This is a genomic window from Acetobacter malorum (assembly GCF_002153605.1).
Taxonomy (GTDB): domain Bacteria; phylum Pseudomonadota; class Alphaproteobacteria; order Acetobacterales; family Acetobacteraceae; genus Acetobacter; species Acetobacter malorum_A.
Map to the genome: position 1 here is coordinate 62,994 of NZ_JOPG01000020.1, position 21,682 is coordinate 84,675.

20 protein-coding genes are annotated in these 21,682 nt (G+C 53.4%); 15 read left to right on the plus strand and 5 right to left on the minus strand.

Annotated elements, in window-relative coordinates:
• The first annotated feature begins 5 nt into the window (after nt 1–5).
• The 11 genes from HK23_RS09590 (at nt 6) to HK23_RS09635 (ending at nt 12,198) form a co-directional block, all read left to right on the plus strand.
• On the plus strand, nt 6–749 hold the full coding sequence (locus HK23_RS09590) for a hypothetical protein (RefSeq protein ID WP_086653781.1): 744 nt from the start codon (nt 6–8) through the stop codon (nt 747–749).
• Nucleotides 737–6,289, plus strand: a complete 5,553-nt coding sequence (locus tag HK23_RS09595) for a transglycosylase SLT domain-containing protein (RefSeq protein WP_086653782.1) — start codon at nt 737–739, stop codon at nt 6,287–6,289. The genes HK23_RS09590 and HK23_RS09595 overlap by 13 nt, the downstream gene beginning before the upstream one ends.
• On the plus strand, nt 6,289–7,914 hold the full coding sequence (locus tag HK23_RS09600) for a hypothetical protein (protein ID WP_086653783.1): 1,626 nt from the start codon (nt 6,289–6,291) through the stop codon (nt 7,912–7,914). The genes HK23_RS09595 and HK23_RS09600 overlap by 1 nt, the downstream gene beginning before the upstream one ends.
• Nucleotides 7,915–7,926: 12 nt before the next feature.
• Entirely contained in the window at nt 7,927–8,709 is a 783-nt protein-coding gene (locus tag HK23_RS09605; protein ID WP_086653784.1) for a hypothetical protein, read from the plus strand.
• The gene (locus HK23_RS09610; protein WP_086653785.1) at nt 8,709–9,911 is read left to right on the plus strand and encodes a hypothetical protein; all 1,203 of its coding nucleotides are present in this window, start codon (nt 8,709–8,711) and stop codon (nt 9,909–9,911) included. The genes HK23_RS09605 and HK23_RS09610 overlap by 1 nt, the downstream gene beginning before the upstream one ends.
• A 62-nt stretch (nt 9,912–9,973) precedes the next feature.
• Nucleotides 9,974–10,261 carry a hypothetical protein gene (locus HK23_RS09615; protein WP_143217540.1) on the plus strand — a complete coding sequence of 96 codons (288 nt, stop codon included), beginning with the start codon at nt 9,974–9,976 and terminating at the stop codon, nt 10,259–10,261.
• 93 nt (nt 10,262–10,354) lie between these two features.
• Complete coding sequence (locus tag HK23_RS09620; protein WP_086653806.1) at nt 10,355–10,912, plus strand: lysozyme; 558 nt, start codon at nt 10,355–10,357, stop codon at nt 10,910–10,912.
• The gene (locus HK23_RS14565; RefSeq protein WP_156478001.1) at nt 10,909–11,079 is read left to right on the plus strand and encodes a hypothetical protein; all 171 of its coding nucleotides are present in this window, start codon (nt 10,909–10,911) and stop codon (nt 11,077–11,079) included. The genes HK23_RS09620 and HK23_RS14565 overlap by 4 nt, the downstream gene beginning before the upstream one ends.
• 13 nt (nt 11,080–11,092) lie before the next feature.
• Nucleotides 11,093–11,470 carry a hypothetical protein gene (locus tag HK23_RS09625; protein ID WP_086653787.1) on the plus strand — a complete coding sequence of 126 codons (378 nt, stop codon included), beginning with the start codon at nt 11,093–11,095 and terminating at the stop codon, nt 11,468–11,470.
• A gap of 116 nt (nt 11,471–11,586) precedes the next feature.
• Nucleotides 11,587–11,943, plus strand: a complete 357-nt coding sequence (locus HK23_RS09630; protein WP_086653788.1) for a hypothetical protein — start codon at nt 11,587–11,589, stop codon at nt 11,941–11,943.
• Nucleotides 11,944–12,009: 66 nt separating this feature from the next.
• Complete coding sequence (locus tag HK23_RS09635; RefSeq protein WP_086653789.1) at nt 12,010–12,198, plus strand: hypothetical protein; 189 nt, start codon at nt 12,010–12,012, stop codon at nt 12,196–12,198.
• Nucleotides 12,199–12,334: 136 nt separating this feature from the next.
• Here the strand turns inward: HK23_RS09635 and HK23_RS14350 are convergent, their stop codons facing one another.
• The 4 genes from HK23_RS14350 to HK23_RS09645 all read right to left on the minus strand — a co-directional run bounded on the left by HK23_RS14350 (nt 12,335) and on the right by HK23_RS09645 (nt 14,416).
• On the minus strand, nt 12,335–12,520 hold the full coding sequence (locus HK23_RS14350) for a hypothetical protein (RefSeq protein ID WP_143217541.1): 186 nt from the start codon (nt 12,518–12,520) through the stop codon (nt 12,335–12,337).
• 188 nt (nt 12,521–12,708) lie between these two features.
• Nucleotides 12,709–13,083 (minus strand): hypothetical protein, encoded by a 375-nt coding sequence (locus HK23_RS14355; protein WP_218777705.1) that lies wholly within the window; start codon nt 13,081–13,083, stop codon nt 12,709–12,711.
• A gap of 17 nt (nt 13,084–13,100) precedes the next feature.
• Nucleotides 13,101–13,571, minus strand: a complete 471-nt coding sequence (locus HK23_RS09640) for a hypothetical protein (RefSeq protein WP_143217543.1) — start codon at nt 13,569–13,571, stop codon at nt 13,101–13,103.
• Nucleotides 13,571–14,416 carry a TIGR04255 family protein gene (locus tag HK23_RS09645; RefSeq protein WP_086653791.1) on the minus strand — a complete coding sequence of 282 codons (846 nt, stop codon included), beginning with the start codon at nt 14,414–14,416 and terminating at the stop codon, nt 13,571–13,573. The genes HK23_RS09640 and HK23_RS09645 overlap by 1 nt, the downstream gene beginning before the upstream one ends.
• A 762-nt stretch (nt 14,417–15,178) precedes the next feature.
• Here HK23_RS09645 and HK23_RS09650 point away from each other — a divergent pair.
• Nucleotides 15,179–15,418 (plus strand): (2Fe-2S)-binding protein, encoded by a 240-nt coding sequence (locus HK23_RS09650; protein WP_086653792.1) that lies wholly within the window; start codon nt 15,179–15,181, stop codon nt 15,416–15,418.
• Between the two features lie 232 nt (nt 15,419–15,650).
• Nucleotides 15,651–16,190 carry a Dps family protein gene (locus HK23_RS09655; RefSeq protein ID WP_063907058.1) on the plus strand — a complete coding sequence of 180 codons (540 nt, stop codon included), beginning with the start codon at nt 15,651–15,653 and terminating at the stop codon, nt 16,188–16,190.
• A 316-nt stretch (nt 16,191–16,506) separates the two neighbouring features.
• Here the strand turns inward: HK23_RS09655 and HK23_RS09660 are convergent, their stop codons facing one another.
• Entirely contained in the window at nt 16,507–17,124 is a 618-nt protein-coding gene (locus tag HK23_RS09660) for a recombinase family protein (protein ID WP_086653793.1), read from the minus strand.
• Nucleotides 17,125–17,385: 261 nt separating this feature from the next.
• On the opposite strand from HK23_RS09660, the gene HK23_RS09665 reads away from it, so the two are divergent.
• Together HK23_RS09665 and HK23_RS09670 are read left to right on the plus strand one after the other, a co-directional pair.
• Nucleotides 17,386–19,947 carry a Hint domain-containing protein gene (locus tag HK23_RS09665; RefSeq protein ID WP_256940142.1) on the plus strand — a complete coding sequence of 854 codons (2,562 nt, stop codon included), beginning with the start codon at nt 17,386–17,388 and terminating at the stop codon, nt 19,945–19,947.
• Between the two features lie 168 nt (nt 19,948–20,115).
• On the plus strand, nt 20,116–21,682 hold a 1,567-nt coding region (locus tag HK23_RS09670; protein ID WP_256940143.1), incomplete at its 3' end, for a Hint domain-containing protein.

Genomic DNA, 21,682 nt, shown 5'->3' on the forward strand with positions numbered 1-21,682 from the left:
GGCACATGGCGCGCTCGGCGGCAGGTATGGCTCTGCGTCAGCAGATCTCCATCATGACAACACGCGCCATGACATCACCGGAAATCCGTGCGCGGGTTGCTGATAAATGCCGGGAGCTGCGGGATGCGGAAATCAAATCCGGCAGAGCCTCGGCAGTCTATCAGACCAGGACGGATGGTCATGCCAACCGTCCGGAAGAGGCTGTTGCGCTGCAAAATGGGCGCATCACCTATATTTTTTCGTACATCGCGCAGGCGGCTCAGTCTGCACTGGACTGGTGCCGCGCGCATTCCCCTGTGCGAAGCGGCGCATATCGGGAAGGCTGGGTCGTGCGTGTAGACGGTGCGCTCTGGACCCGCCAGATTGCTGCCATTCCGCCCGGCTCCCGCGTGGAAGTGGTCAACACTATGCCATACTCCCGCAAGATTGAGGTTGGCGGCCAGCGTACCAGTGTGCCGCCCGGCATAGTTGAAGCAGCCCGTGCCGCAATCCAGCGTCAGGTGCCGGCCATTACTGCCGGGGTGGAATATATCCGCCTCACATCCGGGCAGGACGCACGCGGCGGGTCACTCCCTTACGTGCTTAAGACGCAGGGTGTGGCCAGCGGCCTGACTTACGACAAGAAATCCAAAAAATGGGCCCGCAAACATAAGGCCCGCAAAACAAGGCGCGCAGACAGGTCTGCTGGTCAGAAAATGACCTACCCAGCCCTCGTCCTGACGGAAGGTGACACGCAATGGCAACGGTGACAGAGGTAAACCGGATCATCAACCAGATTGAGGTTGAGGATAATACGGCTCAAGGCGCTGCCACTGCCGTGGAAAATATCGACCGTGTGACTGATGCAGCTGACCGTGGGCAAGGGGCTGCCACAGGTCTGTCTGATGCCATGGATAAAGGCATGCAGACCGTGCGTGAGTCTGCCACGTCCGGAGCCACCACTGTGGTGGATGCCACGGGCCGCATGGTCAATGCCTGGCGTGATGGCACAGAGAGTATTGCGGAAGACGCCGCAACAGTTGAGCGTGCCGTAACCGGCGTCAAAAAGGGCGTGGATGATCTGCAGGATGGGATGCGCCTGGATGGGGGCGGTCTGGGTGTAGAGAATGTCACCAAAGAGCTGGATGCTGTCCAGAGCGACCTGACTGATACATCTGACGCAGCAAAAAATACCGCATCTGGTATACGGGATAGCGTCACCGGTATCACGGAATCCGTCCAGAAGGCTGCCGATGCTGGCGCCCTGGCGTGGGATCAGATGTCCCAGTCTGTCATCCGGTCATTTGGGCGCTCGGGTGATGCCGTTAGCCGGCAGATCAACAGGACGCTGACTGAGTTTGGCAAGCTGCAAAGCATGCAGGACACGGCTCTGTCTGCGGTGGCAGATGGCACCCTGTCCCAGTCTGATGCAAATCGTGTCATCGGTAACCAGGCGGCAAAGGTCGATACCACAGCGGCATCTGTGGGGCTGGCGCGCATCAATGCCGTAACCAGCCCTCAGGAAATCACCCAGATTGTTGAGGCTGAGGGCGATGCTGATGCGGCATCAGCCAAATTGTCTGCGGCGTATGAGGCGCAGCAGACGGCACTCAAAGAGCTGCGCGTCCAGTATGAGGCCGGCATTGTCAGCGCCACCGGTTTTGCCAGTGCTGAGCACGCTATTATGGCGCGCTACGTAGAACTGGAGCAGGCAGCAGAGCTGGCATCCCGTGCCCAGAACACAAACAGCACGGCCACCCAAAACGCTACCCGTCTGGCCAAGCTGGAAGGGTATGAAATCGGCATCCTCGTCGATGAAGCGCATAAATTTATCGACATGGTTGTCGCGGGCGGTAGTCCGTTACAGGCGCTGATCTATGAGGGGCCCAATGCTGTCCAGGTCATGGGTGGCGTGGGTGCTGCAATCTCCCGCGTCTCGGCATTTATGGCCGGCCCTGGTGGCCTCGCTGTGGGTGCAGCAACGGCGGGCCTCGCCCTGTATAAAATGGGCGCGTATGCAGAGCAGGAAGAGGAGCAGCTTGCCCAGCTGAGCCAGCACCTGCGGGCCACCCGCGCTGATTATGCGGATATGGCTGCAACGGCTGAGCAGGCTGCGCGAGGCCTGAGCCAGAATAGTGACCTATCACTGTCTGACAGCCGCACCGTAACGCAGACCATCGTGGCGGTCCCCACTGTTGACCGCACGGATATAGACCGTCTGACAACCGACGCTCGGGATCTGTCCGCCGTCATGGGCATCACCGTGCCCGATGCTGCCAAAACCATGGCTGCCGCCCTGCGTGACCCGGCCAGCGCGGCAAAGCAGTTTGCGGACGAAGGCCTGCAGGGCTTTGACGCGGGCCTCGTGCTCTCTGTGCAGCACATGCAGCAGATGGGGGACCGTGCCGGCGCGCTCAGCACCGTCCTCAGCACGCTGGAATCCAGCTTTAAGGGCGCACATGATGCTGCCCTGACGCCGTTCCAGCAGGCGCTGGAGGATCTGCGTAAAGAGGCCGGACCTGCTGGTGATGCGGTCGTCTATATGGCCACGCATGCCGGCAACGCCATCACGGGCATGGCGACCGAGACTGTCAAAGACCTGACGGATCTTGTGGCGCTCCTGCAAAAGCTGCCGGATGAACTGTCCAGCGTTGCATCCAGTGTTGAGAGTGCCGGCGGATCTGTTGCCTCATGGTTGCATGACAAGCTGGAAACAGCCGTGGAGGCGTTCACGCCTGCGGCCCTGACGCGCCTTATGCAGCAGGGCAATACGGCAGATCCTACATTTAGCTTGCCGAACAACCCGGCATCGGGTGGAGGCTCTGCCAGTGTCTCGCACCAGAGCAATGCGGACGGCGCCCGCTCTGCCCAGGCGATGATTGATCAGGTTGCCAAAGAGCAGAGCCTGACCAGTGATCAAACGTCATTGATGCATGTGCTCCAGCCTGCGGAGAGTGCTACGGGGCAATATAAAGACGGTCGTCTTGTTACCTCTGGCGCTGGTGCCACCGGCGCAATGCAGGTCATGCCTGGCAACGCGGCCGGATATGACCTCACAGATTTGCATGGCAACGTCAGCGCCGGGGCTAAGCTCCTCAAATCGTATTACGAAAAATATGATGGGGACGAAACGCTGGTCGCCATGGCCTATAACTGGGGGGCGGGCAATGTAGACAAATGGCTTTCTAAAGGGGCTGACGCAAACGCCATCCCTGCGGAAACAATGAATTATGTGGCCAGCACCACAGAGGGCCGCTCTTATGGGCAGCACGCAACTGCTGTCATGGATCAGCAGGTCGATGATGTTGTTGGTAAGGGAGACACCGGAACCGCAGGCCAGTTGGCATCATACCAGCGGGATCTGCAAAGCGCTCAAACTGCCATTGATAGCCTGAACAAAGAAAAGCAGGCTGGCGCTATCACTGATGAGCAGTGGTCCCAGAAAATGGAAGTTGCGCAGCATCAGCTGGATGCCACCCGCGCCGCCATAGCCAATACCCGTGACCCGCTCCAGCAGATGGCGCATGGTCAGGATCAGGCGGCGGCAAGTGCTGCCGGCCTGACGGGTTATCAGCGCCAGATGGTGGGGGTTGCGCAGCAGGTTGACCAGGCACAGCTCACACTCAATGGGCAGCATGCCTCTGCTGCCACTGTTCTGACTGCTCAGGCTCGTGCCCAGAAAACGCTCAGTAATGAGTGGCAGGCCGGAACTGCTGCAATTTCTCAGCAGGTTTCTGCTCAGGAACAGGTTAATGCGGCCTATGAGCAGGCTGGCGGTTCAGTCGAGCATGCCACGCATTATGCTCAGGCTTACGTGGATGCTCTGGGGTCATTTCAGGAAAACACGCCTCAGTTTACTGCTGCGGTCGCCAGTCGCACGAAAGCGCTGGATAGCCTGTCTGACGCACAGCATGAGATGCAGCTCCGCCAGCAGACCACCGCCAATGATAATCAGATTGCGGTCCTGCAAACGGAAACGGCCACGATTGGTCAGAATGCAGATGCCCGCGCCAAACTGATCACTCGCATGCAGACTGAGCAGCAACTCACGCAGCAAGGGGTGGATCTCAATAAGGAATCCGCGCAGTCCTATCTGGCCAGCGTGGATGCTGTGTCAGACGCTACAGCAGCGTATCAGCATCAGGAACAGACGCTCTCTGACCTGACTGGCTCGCTGGAAAACATGACCGAGCAGCTGACGGACGGCATCACGCAGGGATTCCTGCAGGGCACATCGTCCGGCATGTCGTTTAAAAGCGCCATGCAGGGGGTGGAGACGCAGGTGGTCAGCATGCTGGCCAAGTTTGCTCTGATCAATCCTATGCTCAACAGCATAGATGGTCAGTCCCGCACCACAATGTCAGACATCACGGGTATGCTGTCTGGTAGTGTATCCAAGGATACCGGATCTGCAGAAGCCACGGTTGAGAGTGCTTTTTCTGGATCGGGCATGAGCGTTGGTCAGGCGCTCAACTACAAAAATGCTCTGTCCTCCCCCACAGCCAACACAGAGAGCCTTGAGGGGCTGGAGAGTTTTGGCGGTGGTACCTATGGAGCCGGGCTAAACGGGTCGGCTGCTGGCAGTAGCCTGCTATCGGGTTTCCTCAGCACCAAATTGCTGGGGTCATCCACAGTTGGCAGCGCTCTGGGGGGCATTGGTGGTGGTCTGGCAATCGGTGGCCTGACCAGTCAGATCGGTGGCGGCACATATGGCACACTCGGCAGCGGGTTAGGATCTGCGGTCGGTGCGTTGGCCGGGTCGTTCATCCCCGGCGTGGGCACCTTGGTGGGTGGCCTCGCTGGGGGTGGCCTCGGTGGTCTGATTGGGGGGCTGTTTAGCAAGAGCCACTATGCCTACTCAGACCTTATCGGCACAAATGGTGAGCTTGGCATTGGCGGCACGCGGGTAAAGCATGCTGATAATGACGTTACTGCCGGTCTCCAGTCAGATATTGATACCATCAATACCGTGCTGGGGCAGACGGGCGTTACTGTTGCGGATGATAGCACGATCGGTGCTGTCGGGCATTACCACAAAGGCAGCAAGCGCAGCAGCACCTCTATTGAGGATCTGCTGCCGGACGTGCATCTGAGCAGCTCAGATGCCAACATGCAGCTGGCGTTGCAGCAGCTGATGCCGTCCTCGTTTGACAGTGTCAGCAGCTACACATCAGATATCCAGAGTTTAAAATCTCTGTCTGATACGCTGGACGCAATGGGTGTTGCTGTCGGCAAGTTTGACGATAGCAGCCATCTCACGGTGGATCATTTTACCGGTTATACTGGTGATATGGCCACGGCGCTCAGCACGTTGGATGGCAAAGACCTGAGCACCAGTGATCTTGAGAGCAAGTTTGATGCAATCAAGACATTTGTGGGCACTACTATGCCGGGTCTGCTGGATGTCACGGCGGCAGGCTCTCAAAGCCTGATGGACCAGGTCTCAGACCTCAAAAAGAAGTATCAGGATGCCGCAACAGTAGCGGAATCCTATGGTCTGGATGCTCAGGCTCTGCTGGATAAGGGAAATGAGCTGGCGGCCCGCACCATAGAGCGGGAAAACCTGTCTCTCTCTCAGGCAGATCAGTCGGTTAATGCCCGTTATCTGGCCGCTACGGGCGACCAGGAGGGAGCAGATCTTGCTAACTTTGACGTATCGGCAGCGCAACAGGTCCAGCAACTGCAAGATAACTGGGAAAGCTACTTAGGGGATACGTACGCCAGTAATCAGGACTACGCCACGCAAATGGCAGATCTTGATAAAACGCTGGCAGCTGAGCGTCTGGAAATCCAGCAGACGTATGCGGACAAAGCGAAAGCTGCTGATGCTGAATACCAGTCTCAGGCGCAATCGTCGGTCGCCAGCGTATTTTCGAGCCTCTCCAGTTACGTGCAGGGGCTGGGTGTATCTGATGCCTCTCCGTTGTCGGTAGAGGATCAATACAAGCTGGCCAATGATAATTTTAATACAGATTATCAGGCTGCTATCGGGGGAGATTACGATGCTCTGTCGCGCTTGCAGTCAGAGTCACAAACTGCACTCTCTCTGGACAAGCAGTGGCTAGGGTCCGGTGTAGATTATTCGAGCGCTTATCAAGATCAACTCAAAAAACTGCAAAGCCTTGGCAATGCGGGCACGGATGCGCTGACTGCAAATCTGGCAAAGCAAATCGCTGCCGGACAGGTGGATGCAATCACAAAAGTGCAGCAGGCCGTGCAGGATATGCAGGGCGCAATTACCGCTGAGCTCAAGCAGTTTGCGCGGTCTCTCAGTGTCAGCAGCCAGGGTGGCGGAAAAAAGGTAGCGTAATGGTCAATATCAGAACGGTGGAGCTGGACATCATCCAGCCTGCCTCTGGCTCGCCTGCTGCCACCCACGGGCACGGCACGCGGGCACATGGCACGCTCCAGCGCAACACGCATGCGCTGGAGAGTGTCGATACAATCCGATACTCAGACGTGGGCTACGTGGATGATGAGGGCAATCCTTATCCCCCGTACGTGACAGATGCCTTTGCGCTGGACCGCGGCCTGACCCTGACAGCGGATGCTATGGGCGGCTCTCACACGGCAGGGTCTATCACACTGGCTAATCCCGGCGGGGCGATGGACAGCATTTTGACCACGCGCATCAATGATCACCTCCCGGTGCGGATCAGCACCACGGCCAAACAGTGGGATGGTGTGCGCCGGATCTGGCGTGACCCGCCCGGCAGCAGCCTGCGGCCTGTGATTGCAGGACTGGGCAAAAGCTGGCGACCCGACCGCACATCGGTGGAAATAGACCTTCTTGACGCCACCTACTGGCTGGATGGCACCATGCCGGTTTCAGTCTACGGCGGCACTGGCCGGCTGGATGGGGACAGCAACGTGGGGGGCAAATCCATGCCCCGCATGCGTGGGTCTGTCTGCAATATCACGCCGATCCTGATTGATAGCGTCAACTATGTCTATCAGATTTCGGACGGCCCGGCCTCTGTCAGCATGCTGTATGAGGGCGGCTATCCGGGCGGCATTACCTTTGCCGGAACCGTGGCAGATATCTATGCGGACAGCCCCGCACCGGGCACCTACACAGTGCAATCCGGCACGGCGGGCACATGGCTTCGGCTCGGAACCAAGCCTGTCTACGGGATAACGGTGGATGCTGTGGGCGCGTTTCGTTCCGGAGCGGCCCCGGCCAATGTGCTGGATATCCTGCGGCAGATGCTGCTGGAGGATCTGGTGATGCCTGCGGAGTATATTGACGCAGGCTGGCCAGCCACATCCAGCCTCGCGCCCTGGGCTGGTGGCTGGTACTGGGATGGCTCAGACAGCGTGACCGGCCAGCAGGCCGCTACCACTCTTCTGTCCGGCCTGTGCATTACGCTGGTGCCCACCCGCACCGGCACACTGCTGCCCATCCTGCTGACCGCGCCAGACCCGTCTGAGATCCCGGCGGCAGAACTCAATGCGGATCTGATCACGGATATTTCCGCCGCCACGCTGGACAGCTCACTGGACCCGCCAACGTGGCGGTGGCGTATCGGCTGGCAGCACAATTTTACCGTGCAGGCTACCGGTTCCGGGCTGCACCCGCAGGCCCCGGCAGACCGGCAGGCCATTGTGGCCGTAGCAGACCGGGCCGCCGTCTGGTGGTCGGCTCAGATCAAATCGCACTGGCGCGTGCCCAACGATCCGGCACTGATCACGACGGCGCTGGCCAGTCAGGCAGATGCGGCACTCGTCGCGCAGCGCCATGGTGCTCTGTGGGGCACCCAGCGCCGCCTCTGGGCCGTTGCTGTCCCGCAGGATCTCGCATGGGGGATTGAGCTGGGGTCCGTGGTCGGCATCACGGCTCCGGCCGCAGGCCTGACAGACCGGCAACTGGCGCGGGTGGTGAGTGAGCAGATCCGCGCAACGGATCAGTTCGTGACATTTCAAATTCTGGTTTGATAGCGAAAATAAATGGAAAATTGCGGAATTGGGTGGGAGAACCGCGTCCTGGATGCGGCGCTCTCTGCCAGTGCGCAGGTGTCCGGCCTGCCAGTCACAAACCTGCGTAACCAGCAGGGTGCTCCCAGTCTGGGCTGGCGTGTGCCCGGCACAACAGCAACCCTCACCATCAGTCACCCGCCTGCGGGGCCGTGGCGGGCATTTGGCCTGTTCCGGACCAATCTGAGCGCCACTGCAACGTGGCGGATACGCACAGGCAGTTACGATGCCAGTTGGTACGGTGTAGACTGGATCTCAGACTGGACAGGTCCATGCAATGCTACCAATGGTCAATGTGTCTACGTACTGCCCGGCGCCATCACGGCAGAGCGCTGCGAAATAACCATAACAGATAAAGATAATCCGGACGGATATCTCTCGATCCCGCTGGCTTATGCTGGCCCGCTCTGGCAGCCGGCGCGCAATTACAGCACGGAGAGCACGGCAGACCGCAATCTGGGGGTGGACAGCATCACCACGCTGGGTGGTGCCGAGTTTGTCTCTCCGCGCTGGTATCAGCGCTCTCTGAGTATCGCGCATCAGTCCTACGGGGATGCTGATGCCGTGGTCCTGGAGCAGATCCTGCGGGTTGCGGCCACAGGGCAAAATATCCTGTTTCTGCCGGACCCGTCCGCAACGCCCGCCGTGCTGGCCGAAAAATCCCTGTTTGGCCGCCTGAGTGGCAATGACCTCACCAATCCGTTTGGCATTGCTGACCGGCATGCCCTGACACTCACCCTGACGGAGCGCCTGTAATGCCTGCACCGCAGCTCAGTAATTACGTGCTGGAGACAGCTACCGCGCCCGGCACGGGGAGTTTTACGCTCAACGGGCCAGAGGCGGACCGGCGCTCATTTGAGGCGGCGTTTTCATCCGGAGCCTTGGTTTTCTACTTTGCCGACGATGGGTCTAGTGCGGAGTGGGGCATAGGCACACTGACGGTCGGCACCCCCAGCGTGCTGGCCCGTACGACAGTCCTGGGGAATACGGCCAACACCAGAGCAGCCCTCAATTTTCCTGGAACGGTTGAGGTCTACAACGAAGTCCCCGCGGAGTGTCTTCCTGTTCTGGGGCAGGATGGTTCGCTGGATCTGGCAGGAGGTCTGACGATAAAGGGCCTGCCTGCTGTAGTCGGGGCCATCTCAGAACATAGTCACTACGTCCTGCAGGTGACCTATGACACGGATGCTCAGGCGTTCGGTTTTCTCGATACGACGGGGGTCTGGAAATATGTCCAGCCTCAGGGCGACTATGCTACCAACGGCGCTCTGAGTGCCGAGACTAGCCGTGCCACGACCATTGAGGGAAACCTTCAGACCTCCAAAGCAAATTTAGGGGGCGGCAACACGTTTTACGGAGACCAGACGGTCCGAGGCAATGTCTCTGTTGGTGTGGGGCTTGGCTGGTCTGGTGGCACAGCATCGGGGCAGCGCCGCTGGTCAAATGGGCATCTGATCTTTGGATCGCCAGACGGTGCGACAAATACCTACATGGGTGCCTTCCAGATCACTGACCTTCTGGGCAGTCCTGGCGATAATTACTCCGGCATCAATATGTTTGGGCTTGATTATTCGGGCAAACGTTATGACTGGCAGTTTCCGTGGAACGGAAACATCGTTACCCCTAAAGGGCGGGTCGCGTTTGTGTCGGATCTGGATAACCTTGCGACCACATCACAGCTACCGTCAGGCGGCACAGCCGGCAACGGCTATTACACAATCACTGCCGGTATTCAGGATCTGGTTTTTACCATCACTTTCAATACGGCCGGCGGCCAGTGGGTACCATTCCCTCGGGAGTTTAGAGGCACCCCCAACGTATTCGCCTGCTCGGACGGGAGCGGCGACAACCAGACAGATACAGACTGGTATATCTGGGGACGCACCAAAGAGGGGTTTTACTTCAACGCCCGAAACCATCAGGGCAGCTTCCAGATTTTTGCTAAGGGTCCGGCTTAATTTTTATATTTCTTGCAGGAATATAAAAAATAGAAACGAATTTTCCAAAAATGAGAGAAAAAATGCCTGACACAAATTACCCTCCCCCGCTGGATTACATCACGCGGGGGGAGTTTGGTGCGCTGGATGCTCACGTGCGCGATTTGCAGGCGGATATGGTCCTGGTCAAGGCTAACCAGGCAGACACACAGGCCGACATCAAGAGTATTGATAAGCGCCTGGATGATATTGCCGCCAAGCTCAAAGAGCTGATCGGTTGGCGGTCATTCCTGCTCACTGGCGGCATTGGTGTCGGCTGGGGTGTGGCTCAGGGCATCCTGCACTTGCTTGGCTGGGGCACTGCTCCGTAACGCGTTTTTGTCAACCGGAACAGCCGAAAACCAGTTTTCGGCCAAATCCAAACAGGCCGCCAAGTGCGGCCTTTTTTGCATCTGGAATCCAAAATGAATGACTCCATCACAATCGCGGCGGGTCTCGCCCGCGAGTACGAGGGCCTGCGCCTCAAGCCCTACATTTGTCCGGCGGGCTACTGGACCATCGGCTACGGCAACCGTTGCCTGGCCAACGGGGCCGCCGTCACCGCCCGCACGCCTGCCATTACGGCAGTGCAGGCAGAGTCTCTGCTAATGCTCACACTGGCAGGGCTGCGCTATAAACTGCGGCAGCTCGTCCATGTGGCGCTCACTCCGAACAGGGAGGGCGCGCTCCTGGACTGGCAGTTTAACCTGGGCACATCCGCTGTTGCCGGCTCCACCCTGATCCGCCTGCTCAATAGCGGGCAGGATATCGCTGCCGGTGAGCAGCTCCTGCTCTGGGATCATGCTCATAAGAATGGCCGCCTGATCACCCTGCCCGGCCTCACGGCCCGCAGGCATGTGGAGTGGCTGGTCTATACCGGGGCAACCAACGGGCATGTGCCGGCTTCTCCGGCTCCAGCCTCTCCACCATCAGCAGATCAGCTCAACGCGGCAGAAATAAGCCGTATTAAGGAGACTGCATGACCGAAAAAGAAGGTCTGTCAGATCGGGATATTGAGCGGCTGACAGACAAGCTTCTGGCGCGCCTGCTCCCGCAGCTCGCGCGCATGATCGCCCATCACCCGGACGCGCTGATTATCGAGCGCGTGGATATTAACACCCTGCCCGCCTCCCTGCGTGGCGGCCAGTAACAGAAAGAAGGCCATGACCCTCTCCAAAGTTGGCGCATACCTGCGTCAGCCGACCACGCTTATTGCGGGCGGCATCGCCATTGGCACGGGCATTGCCTCGTGGTTTGGCGTCCTTCCGGATGCTGCAGCGGTCGCTCTGCTGAGCACCTGTTTGCCGCTCCTGGCGAGCGACAGCAGCGGCCAGACAGCCTCAGCGGAATCCACTCTGCTCAACCGCATTGCCGGTGAGCGGGATGATCTGCTCAAGGTTGTCCATGCTGTCAGCACGCATAAAGACATCGGCCCGGCCGCCACGCAGATCATTGCGGATACCGTACCGGGTGGTGCGCTGCTGGCTACTGCGGCCTCTGTCCTGGCGTCTCAGTCCAGCGCGGCGACTAAGCCGTCCTGACTGCCGGGGTCGGGGCCGCCGACCTCATAAACCGCGCCTTCTCTAAGGGGCGTGATAATAGCACGACCCTTTTTCTGCCGCCCGCTGAGGCGGCTTTTTTTATTGGAAATGCCCAGATGAAAACCAAATCTCTCTTGCGTGGCGCGCTGGCTGGTGCGCTGCTTCTGTCCTGCGTCGGCCTGACGGCCTGCAAAAGTGACGCGAATGCCTCAGCTGAGGTCAAGCGCCAGCAGGCCGTTTTTGCTCTGAGTGAATCGTACGATGCATCTGCGTATCTTGCTTACGCCTATAAGCATAATCCCGCTGCAGATCCTGCTGTCGTGACAATGATTGAGGCCGGATTCCAGATTGCACACGACAAAATCCAGCCGTTGCAAGAGGCAGCTGATGCTGGTGATCCGCTGTCTGAGGCTGAGGTTGAGGCCGCCACGGCAGCGTTTCAGGCCGCGCAAAAGCTGCTGCCGGCCAGCTAATCAGCCGCACTAAGGGTGTCGGAAATACCGACGCCCTTCCCTTTTCTATTTTTTTGGAAGAACGCCATGAACCCCGAATATCTCGCTATCGCCGTTTCCGCCGTTGAGCAGCTGGCAGAGGCTGCGCCCAGCATCGTGTCTGATATCAAGAGCCTGCTAGCCCCCATCAAAGAGGGCCGCGCCCCCACACATGAGGAATGGCTGGCAGCTGAGGCTGCGCTTGATGCGGCCAATCAGACTTTGCAAAACAGCTGATGGTATATGGCGAGGCTGCTTCGATTGGCCCCGCCATCAATGGAGATAGCTTTGCATAAAAACTTGGAAACAACAGCCAAAAGTTAGAAATTTTAATAAAATATCAACTCAATAATGTTGTATTAAAATTTAAATATTACAAATAATCTTTGATTAATAAAAAATCGTGGTCTGATAAATTAATTGAACTTTCAAAATTGTCCTTAGCTTTTGCTCTTAGCTTCTCAAGAGCCTCTTTTATTTTATCTGAGATAAAAAAATTCTGAAGATGTATATTGCAAGCTGCTATAATTTTCTCATTACCAATACGAACTAATGACATACCGAACACCTTTTCATTAATTAAGAAAAATACATATTATGAAATGAGAAAAAATACTAGGTAAATTTTTACCGAACCAGTAACTTAATGAGATCAATATAAAAAAATTATTTCTCAACCTCCAATCAGAAGGTATATCAACATGTAGGTCTAAAAATAAGATTTTGATAAATCTAAATCTGTCCTTATCAACTTACTGGTACAGGTTGTGGAAGAACAATCAAGATAGGCTCACATCCCTCTTTAAGATTATTCGTAATCGGTTTCCGTTTTTTTCCTTTAATAAGAACATGAGCCAAATTCTCTGCGTCAATATTAATAATAGGGTCTTCAACTATAGAAAGAGAATTTGATAAAACGAGCAACTCAGAAAGTCTAACCAAAGAGTATCCTTCATAACCTTCTAAAGTGGCCTTCCAATTTAAATGCATAGAGTGAAGCTTGTTTTCATCATCACAAGACATTTCTTCATCACGAAAAGCAGCGCTTGAGGCTCTCCACTCTTTTTTGTTTTCGTCGTAAACGACTTGGGTAGGGTGCACTCGACGCAAAAAATTTCGCATAACTTCAATTCACACTACTATCTATTTATTTGCCGAATAATTGTCCGAACAGCATCGCTTATCTGTGTATAATCAGAATCTAGAGCGACAAAATAGCCTTCTTCTTGCTGCCTATGGTTTTGAAACCACATATCAATATCGTAAATCCCATTAATTTCAATCTCTAAGTCACACCCTCCAGTATGCCATTCAATCTGTAATTTTCCTTCAGAAGTGGGCACAATTTGGGGAGCTTTAATTCCAGGAACCATGATTTGGTTTAGTAATTGGATAGCAAACATGCCCAAATCACGTTCTAACGCAGGCGCGTGATAGCTATCCCAGTTTTCCCGCAACTGAAGTAATTCACATATCCTTGTCATTACAGGTTTCTGCCACTGGTAATCACTTACTGCCTCAAAGCTCCGCTCAAATCGTGGGAAAGTAATAGCGCTACTATCTTCTCCCTCTGATAAGGAATGAACAGTAGCTAAGTTAGTGCGTACCATTATTTCTGAACTCCCCACGCTGCCAGCACTTCGTCCGCGATAACTGACATAAAAACCTTTAATGCAGTATCATGTAAGGTGTCGTAAAAAGCTGGCAAGGCGTCGGGAAACGAATCTTTTGACGGGCGAGCTCTTACCATGACTTCAAGCTTCAATGCAGTGACCATGCCACCATTAAAGTTTTCTGGTGCCAAATTAAGATGTACTCGTCCGCAAGGCTCTTGATTAGTATCATACAATACAAAGCGACTGGATATCCCAGACCCTTCAAATTTTAAATTTGAACTGGGGGGGGTTACTTTCTGGGCTAACAGATGAGTTAAATCATGAGCATTTTTGATAGAATATCTGTCATCGTTAAGTTTGATAATGTTAACATAACATAACTCGCATTGGTTGGGGATAATTTCTCCAATCGAACGTTGGCAAAAGAATTCTCGTGTGACATGTAAATCATTGAAAAATTTTTCTTTGATATTATTGTAATGTGGGTATTTTTGATCTTCTGATCTTTTCCTCCAATTATGCAAAATTCTATTATTTTGTATCTGCATAACCTCTGTATCATCAGCACTAATAAACCAATAACGAGACGCTTCTGTGTTCCCGAATGGCGGAAATGGAAATGGAAATGGAAAATTCATTTGATTTAAATTTGGCGAATTGCCACCAAACATTTCAAAGACAGGCTGAACTACAGCTTGCTCTTGAATGCCTGTGTAATATTCCTTAAATTTTTCCCATAGCAAACCTGAATGATAATTCATAAACCCAACCGGATTGAACTGCAGTCCAATAATGGTCTCAGTCACCGGCGGATGCTCGAACTTTAAAAGTTCGCTCATTATTCATGTCCTAACTATAATATATTCTCGACCAAGCCTAGTGATAGCATGCTACCTATCTTAATGGTACGTTACAATATCAACGGCAGGATTATCAGCCTCCTGATTGATAGATAGCTCTAAGCTATTTTGTATTTTTAACATAAATATAGTTCATAATCTGCGCTATCCTACAATATGTAGTGATTGAGCCCCCATACTCGAGTTACATTATCATTGATGCCTTTAGCTCCCGTGCTGCGTAAATGTGATTTCATCAGCTTATCAACATTCTGAATCAATCACCGCATCCAATAAAGGTCACTATTTTCTGTAAAGCTGATATTTGTGGATTCCCTTACCGGTCTCCGCGTATCTTGTGATGCACTCTACCGCCACAATAAGAAAAAATCAGGAAGGGGAAGTTGATTATGCTGAACCCGCTATCTCTTGGCTAGACAAAACACTTCTCAAAAACAAGGATTATGTTCTCTAAATATAACGCGGCTAGACACCGCAAGCCTTTGAAAGAAATCAAAAGTTCTATTCCTCTCGGGTCCACCAAATCCTTACATTTTCAATGAAAACAAAACGTTATGATGCGGTCCCCTGCATTGTGCGCTCTGTTGTTCTCTCGGCTGTTTCCTGTCAGCGGGTGTATTCCTGCGCTGGCCGCAGCAGGGCCTTGCGCAATTGCCGAGGCTCTTTTTGCGAATAGGTATTGCGAATGGTTCTCATTCGTGCTTTTAGTGCATCTCTCATCAGAGATACGGGGCTTTCCGAATGGTCATCTGCTCTTGCAACAGCCTGACTCACAAAGACGTCGAATCAGCCGTGGCGCATGGCGCTACCCGCCCCAGTGAAATTTACGCTTCCAAGCGCTGCAAGGCCCAATGCGGGAACTGCGTGCCCGGTGTGGTGTGCATGTTGAAGGAAGTGCGGATGCGGCAGCGTCAGGCTGCCGAGACCGCCACGCATGCCTGCGTGCCCGTTGCGGTACAGGCTGAAGCCCTGCGCGCCTGACCATCTGACCTTGCTGGCACGTTTCTGCTGGCTATTCCCTCTTCCCTCCCCCTGCCGGTTGAGAGTGCATGGCCTCATGGCTGTGCGCTTTGACGCGCAGACATCAGGGGTGTCTCTGCGCAGGAGGCATGGCTGGCATCATGTGGCTTGCAACGGAACTTTTGGCTTCCCACGTCATTTGTAACAACAGAACGCTGCATCTGTAGCGACTGAGCAACCAAGGACGAAATTGATGCCCAAAACAGCTTCAAATGCGAAAGACGCTCATATCCGCGAGTATCTTGGCACACCGACAGACCTGAAGGCCGATGCCGTTAAGGAAGTTGCGGCCGGTCTGGCCGATACGCTGGCCGATGTGTTTGCACTCTACGTCAAAACGAAGAATTTCCACTGGCATATGAGCGGCCGCCACTTCCGTGATTACCATCTGCTGCTGGACGAACAGAGCGCGCAGATTTTCGCCATGACAGACCCGATGGCTGAACGCGCCCGTAAAATTGGTGGCACAACACTGCATTCCATTGGTGAAATTGCCCGCCGCACGCAGGTGCTGGACAACGATGCGCTGTATGTCACGCCCGAAGACATGCTGGCTGAACTGCGCGACGACAATCTGGCGCTGACAACCCGGATGCGCAAAGTGCATGCTGTGTGTGATGACGCCAACGATGTGGCGACTGCCAGCCTGCTGGAAAACTGGATTGATGAGACGGAACGCCGCACGTGGTTCCTGTTTGAAGCGACCCGCCCGGCGTTTGGTAAAAACGACTAAGTAAGTGGTCCCGGCGTCTTTTTGGTCATCCGGAAAGGCGCCGGATTCGCATAAAAAGCTGCGATAATCAGTCTTCAAAAAAGATACTTTTGCGAAAATTCATTCACAAACAATAACAACATTTTAAAAATGATACTTTTTTAGAAATTCTGTAAATTTCTTTAAAATAAATTCTTTGATCACGAAAAATTTTTGAGCGATTTCTTTGAAAGCTGAAATTTCACTTTCATCTTGCCTATATTCTCCAGGGGTGTGATTTTTATACGCAAATACTTTCAGAAATAAGGTCGGATATCTCCGGACAGAAGAGCCGCTTTCAATGACAGGAAAGCGCTCCTTCCTTTTTTTTCGTCGGCATGCTGGTCGCTGCGATTGCAAGGCGAGAGACCGTTGCAACACTAATTCCAAAATCTTCTGCTACGGATTTCAAGGATTCTCCCCGCAATCGTCGCCGGACTACATCCTGCTTTTCCTGCTCAGTGATTTTGGAAGGACGCCCCATACGCTTGCCTTGCTCAATGGCTCGGGCCCGCCCTTCTGCCGTACGTGTCCTGATCAGGTCACGTTCCACATCCGCAAGACCCGCCAAAACGGCAAGCATAAGACGACCTGTGCTGGTATTTGTATCGGCCCACGGCTCTGCCAGAGAATAAAAATGAGCGCCCTTTTTAGTAATCTCATGAACAATTGCGAAAAGGTCAAAGGTACTTCTTGCAAGCCGATCAATTCTCGCAACAATCACCGTATCCTCTTTTTTGAGACTTCTGATCATTTTTCGAAGCTGATTACGCTGTGCATTCGCACCGCTGACTTTTTCACAGAAAATCTTTTCGCAGCCGTAACTTGAAAGAGTTTCTAATTGTATATCAAGGGTTTGTCCTATCGTACTAACTCGTGCGTAACCAATTTTTCTACGAATATCACGTTCCTTCATGAGCTTATAACGTCACATAAAAGAGATTATCACTTTTTAAAATCCTGATTTATGCAAACGCGACTTCGCACGCTCACACTGTTAAAGACCGGTTAATTATTAATGCGTTAAGCATTATTAAATCAATAGAAAACATAAATTCCGCTTAAGAATGTTAATTATCTGAAATTCTTATAAATCAGGATTTAAGTAAGGGTCTCAATTATGGGTACAGTCGTGAACAATAAGACTTATGTCTACAAGGGAGGTTCGCAGTCCTCTTTGTCAGATGTACAAGTCAATGGCGGCGGCACTCTGGATGTCGGCTACAGTGGCTCCGTTGATCATGTGGCGGCTCTTGGAACAGCCGGATATTACGGGGGGCAGGCTGCTTTTGCAGTGATTAGTGCTCATGGCGATGGTGCCCACGCCATTGTGACGAACTATACTATAAGCAACTATGCTCGGGCTTATGCCTCCAATGGAGGTGAATTTCTGAACGGCAGCATTAATGGCGGCACGGTTGAAATTGGCAGTGGTAGTGAAATTGGTGATTCCAATATTTACGGAAGCGGTAATTACACAAACACAGCAACAGCCAACCAGACACAGAATTACGTCAATGTTTTAAGCGGGGGTATCGCCTCGGGCATCACCACCTTTGGTGGCAGCCTGAATATTGGGAGCGGCGGCTTTGTCGAAAGCTCGCATGCGTCCTCCGGCTATATCAACGTGGCTACTGGTGGTTCTGGAACAGGAAATACTATTTTTGAAGGTGGCCAGCTAAATGCTCTGGGTGGCACGCTCACAGACAGCACATTGTCTGGTGGTGAACTGTGGGTAAGCAGTGGCGGCAAAGCCTCTGGCGTGCAGGACGGCAGCAGCGGGTCCGCTGTGGGACGTATCTATGTTTCCAACGGCACATTGGATGATGCGACTGTTAACGGTGGAACTGTTTTTGTTGGTTCCAAAGGCATTTTCGAAAACAGTATTTTGTCTGGGTCCGGCACACTCAGCAACACTGACACAGCCAACCATACTCAGGACTACGCTAACATCACGTCTGGTGGCTATGCATCCGGTATCACCACACAGGGGGGCAGCCTGAACGTGTCCTCGGGTGCAAGCGTTGATAAATCCACAGCATCTGCTGGTTACATCAATATCCAGAGCGGCGCTTCAGGAACAGGAAATACTGTTGCTGGAAATCAGGCCCAGTTGAACGTTCTGGGCGGGACGCTGACCAGCAGCACTGTGATTGCAGGCGAGTTTAATGTTCAGAATGGCGGCAAGGCAAACATCGTTGCTGTCTCTGGCGGTGTCCTGAAAGATGATGCTGCAACGGTTACCAGCGCCACCATTGGCGGCAGCGGATCTGCTAATATTATCAGTGGTGGTGTTCTAAGCGCCTCGACCGTTACAAACGGTGGCGTTGTCAATGTGGACAGCACCAGTAAGCTGAGTGGTGAGACAACCATAAGCAACGGTGGGCAGCTGATCTTGAATGGGTCTGCCGGGAATGGTTCCATTGTAATGGAAGGTGCCTCCTCTCTGCTCACGATCTCTGGCGACACCATGCCTACAAACGTGATTAGCGGCCTGCAGAACGGTGGACGGATTGATCTGGTCAACCTTAAAAATGTTACTATGACCCAAACGACATCCAACGGAATTGATTTCCTGGGCACGGATGAGAGCGGCAAGACGGTTGATTTTCACCTCAACATTCCCAACGCCAATACCATTGGATACAAGATCATTGCTGATGGACATGGCGGCCTCTACTACGAAGTTTGCTTCCTTCCCGGCAGCATGATCCGCACTGTGAATGGCGATATTGCGGTTGAAAATCTTCAGATTGGTGACCCGATTGTTGCATTTGACTGGAAAAACAACAAAGACGTTGTCCGCTCTGTTGTCTGGGCGGGGAAAGCACATGCCACGGTTCGCCCTGGTCTTCCGGCTGACGAAGCGGGCTACCCTGTTCGTGTTCTGAAAAATGCTATTGCCGACGGTGTTCCTTACAAAGATATGCTGATTACGCCTGAGCACTGCCTGTTCTTTGATGGTCAGTTTGTGCCTGCACGTATGCTGGTCAACGGCAAGTCCATTTTCTATGATACCAGCATCACCTCCTACGACTATTATCATGTGGAAACGGAAGAGCATTCCGTGATCACCGCTGATGGCATGCTGACAGAAAGCTACCTTGATACGGGCAATCGTTCCTCCTTCCATCAGGAGGGCACTGTTATCAGCCTTCGTAGTACGGTTCGGACTTGGGAGCATGATGCTGGCGCACCTTTGTGTGTAGATCGCGCATTTGTTGAACCTTTATTTCACAAGCTCGATGCTCGGAATAACATGATCGGCAGCCCGTGCTCTTCCAGTGCGAATGCTGAACTGATCGTTGATCCAGACCTGCATCTGATGACGGAAAGTGGTGCGACTATTCGTCCTATCCGACGTGAAGGACAGCGTTACAGCTTTATGTTGCCTGCCAACATTTCTTCCGTTCGCATCGTCTCTCGCGCCAGCCGCCCTGCTGACGTGGTGGGTCCCTTTGTGGATGATCGCCGTATGATGGGCGTTGCTGTCGCAGATGTACATCTTGTAGCAGCCAACAAGAAGTCTCTCGTTACATCCCATCTGCAGGCCGTAAAACCCGCCGGCTGGCACTCTACGGAGTGGACAGACTGTGCATGGACCAATGGTGACGCAGTGTTGCCCCTGGGGGATCTCACTCAGAGCGGCATGGGCATTCTGTCCCTCAACATTCGGGCTGCTGGTCCTTACCTGAAGACGGACGCAAAGCCGCTTCTCACCAGCATACGCTCTGCCTGAATAAGGTAATTCCTCTCCGCCTTACTCTGAGGCGGAGAGGTTTTTTTGTGCGATGCCGTCACAGCATTTCATGTCGGCAATTTGTAGTCTCTCCCTAATTCATGAAGCCGAATTTCTTTTCACGATCTTACGTCTTTCATGAAAAAAGCAAAGAAAGCCACGGTTGTTATGTCTGATTACCCACTTCCTGCGGCCACCAGGACAATTTCGGCAGGCCAAACAGTAAATGGTGCCTCTTATAGCACGCCCGACCATGTTGTTGTTGAAGGCACTCTGACTGATGCCACTTTGAGCCAGAATGGCGGTGGCATTGGTTCTATTCTTGTTCAGAGCGGCGGAATACTTTCCGGTGTTACAGTAACAAGTGGCGGAAATATTTTCGCACTAAGCGGCGGAAATGCATCCAACATTTCGTTAGATGGTAGCCGTAGTGCTGATCTTATCGTTGAAAATGGCGGTAACGTTGACACTGTTAAAGCATCCAATAGTGCTGGGATTGATTTACGCGGGGGCACACTCTCGAATGTCACGCTGACAACAAGTGCCAGTATGAATGTTGAATCCGGCGGTTCAGTCAATGGCGTTAGTGTGGGTGATACTGCACAGGTCGATGTTGGTGCTCATTCTCAGGTATCGTCCATTACGGTGTTTAGTGGTGGCGCAGTTGGAAACCTGGGTGGTGCCATCACCTCGGCGACCATTGAAACTGGAGGGAATATCTCGGTTGAAAGGGGATATTCGTATAACGCGACAACGAGTTCAGGAGGCTACTCGGACGGAACTATTGATGAGGCGGTCATTAAGAGTGGTGGAACGTTAACGGTCGGGAATGGCGGCTCAGCGACAAATATTGGCCTTAAAAATGGTGGACTTATTGATTTTTCGACACTGACGTATGATTCCTCTGCCAAATACAGTTACGACGCGGATACATATACCCTGACAGTTACTGGGAACGGGGAAACTGCAAGTGTAACACTTGATCCCAAGACATCTGATATTGTTGATGGACAGCAGTTTAATCTCGTTAATGATGGCGACACTCTTGCCATTGAAACCTGCTTTCTTGCAGGCAGCATGATCCAGACACCTAATGGAGATGTTCCCGTTGAGAAGATCTGTGTGGGTGACGTGATTACGACCTACGTAAATGACAAGGAAGACTCTCGGAGTGTCATCTGGGCCGGCAAGGTTCATGCAACTGTTCGGTCCGAATTGAAGGATGATGAAGCCGGTTATCCTGTCCGCGTTCTTAAGGATGCCGTTGCAGACGGTGTGCCTTATAAAGATATGCTGATTACCGCTGAGCATTGCCTCTTCTTCGAAGGTCGCTTTGTGCCTGTGCGCATGCTGGTTAATGGCGTATCCATTTTCTACGATAAATCCATCACTTCTTATGATTACTATCATGTTGAAACAGAGCAGCATTCTGTAATCCGAGCTGATGGCATGCTAACAGAAAGCTACCTTGATACAGGCAACCGCTCTACCTTCCGCCAGAATGGCAAGGTGGTGGTACTGCGCGCTGCGGGCGCACGGAGCTGGGAAGCTGACGCCGCCGCACCGCTGTGCGTAGGCAGAAACTTTGTGGAAGCTCTGTTCCGCGCTCTGGAAGCTCGCGGCAACCTGGTAGAAAATTGTCAGAAGCCGGCTGCCAGCGTGACGACGACGCATGATGCAGACCTGCATCTGGTTATGAAGAATGGTGCTGTTATTCGCCCCATCCGTCACGATG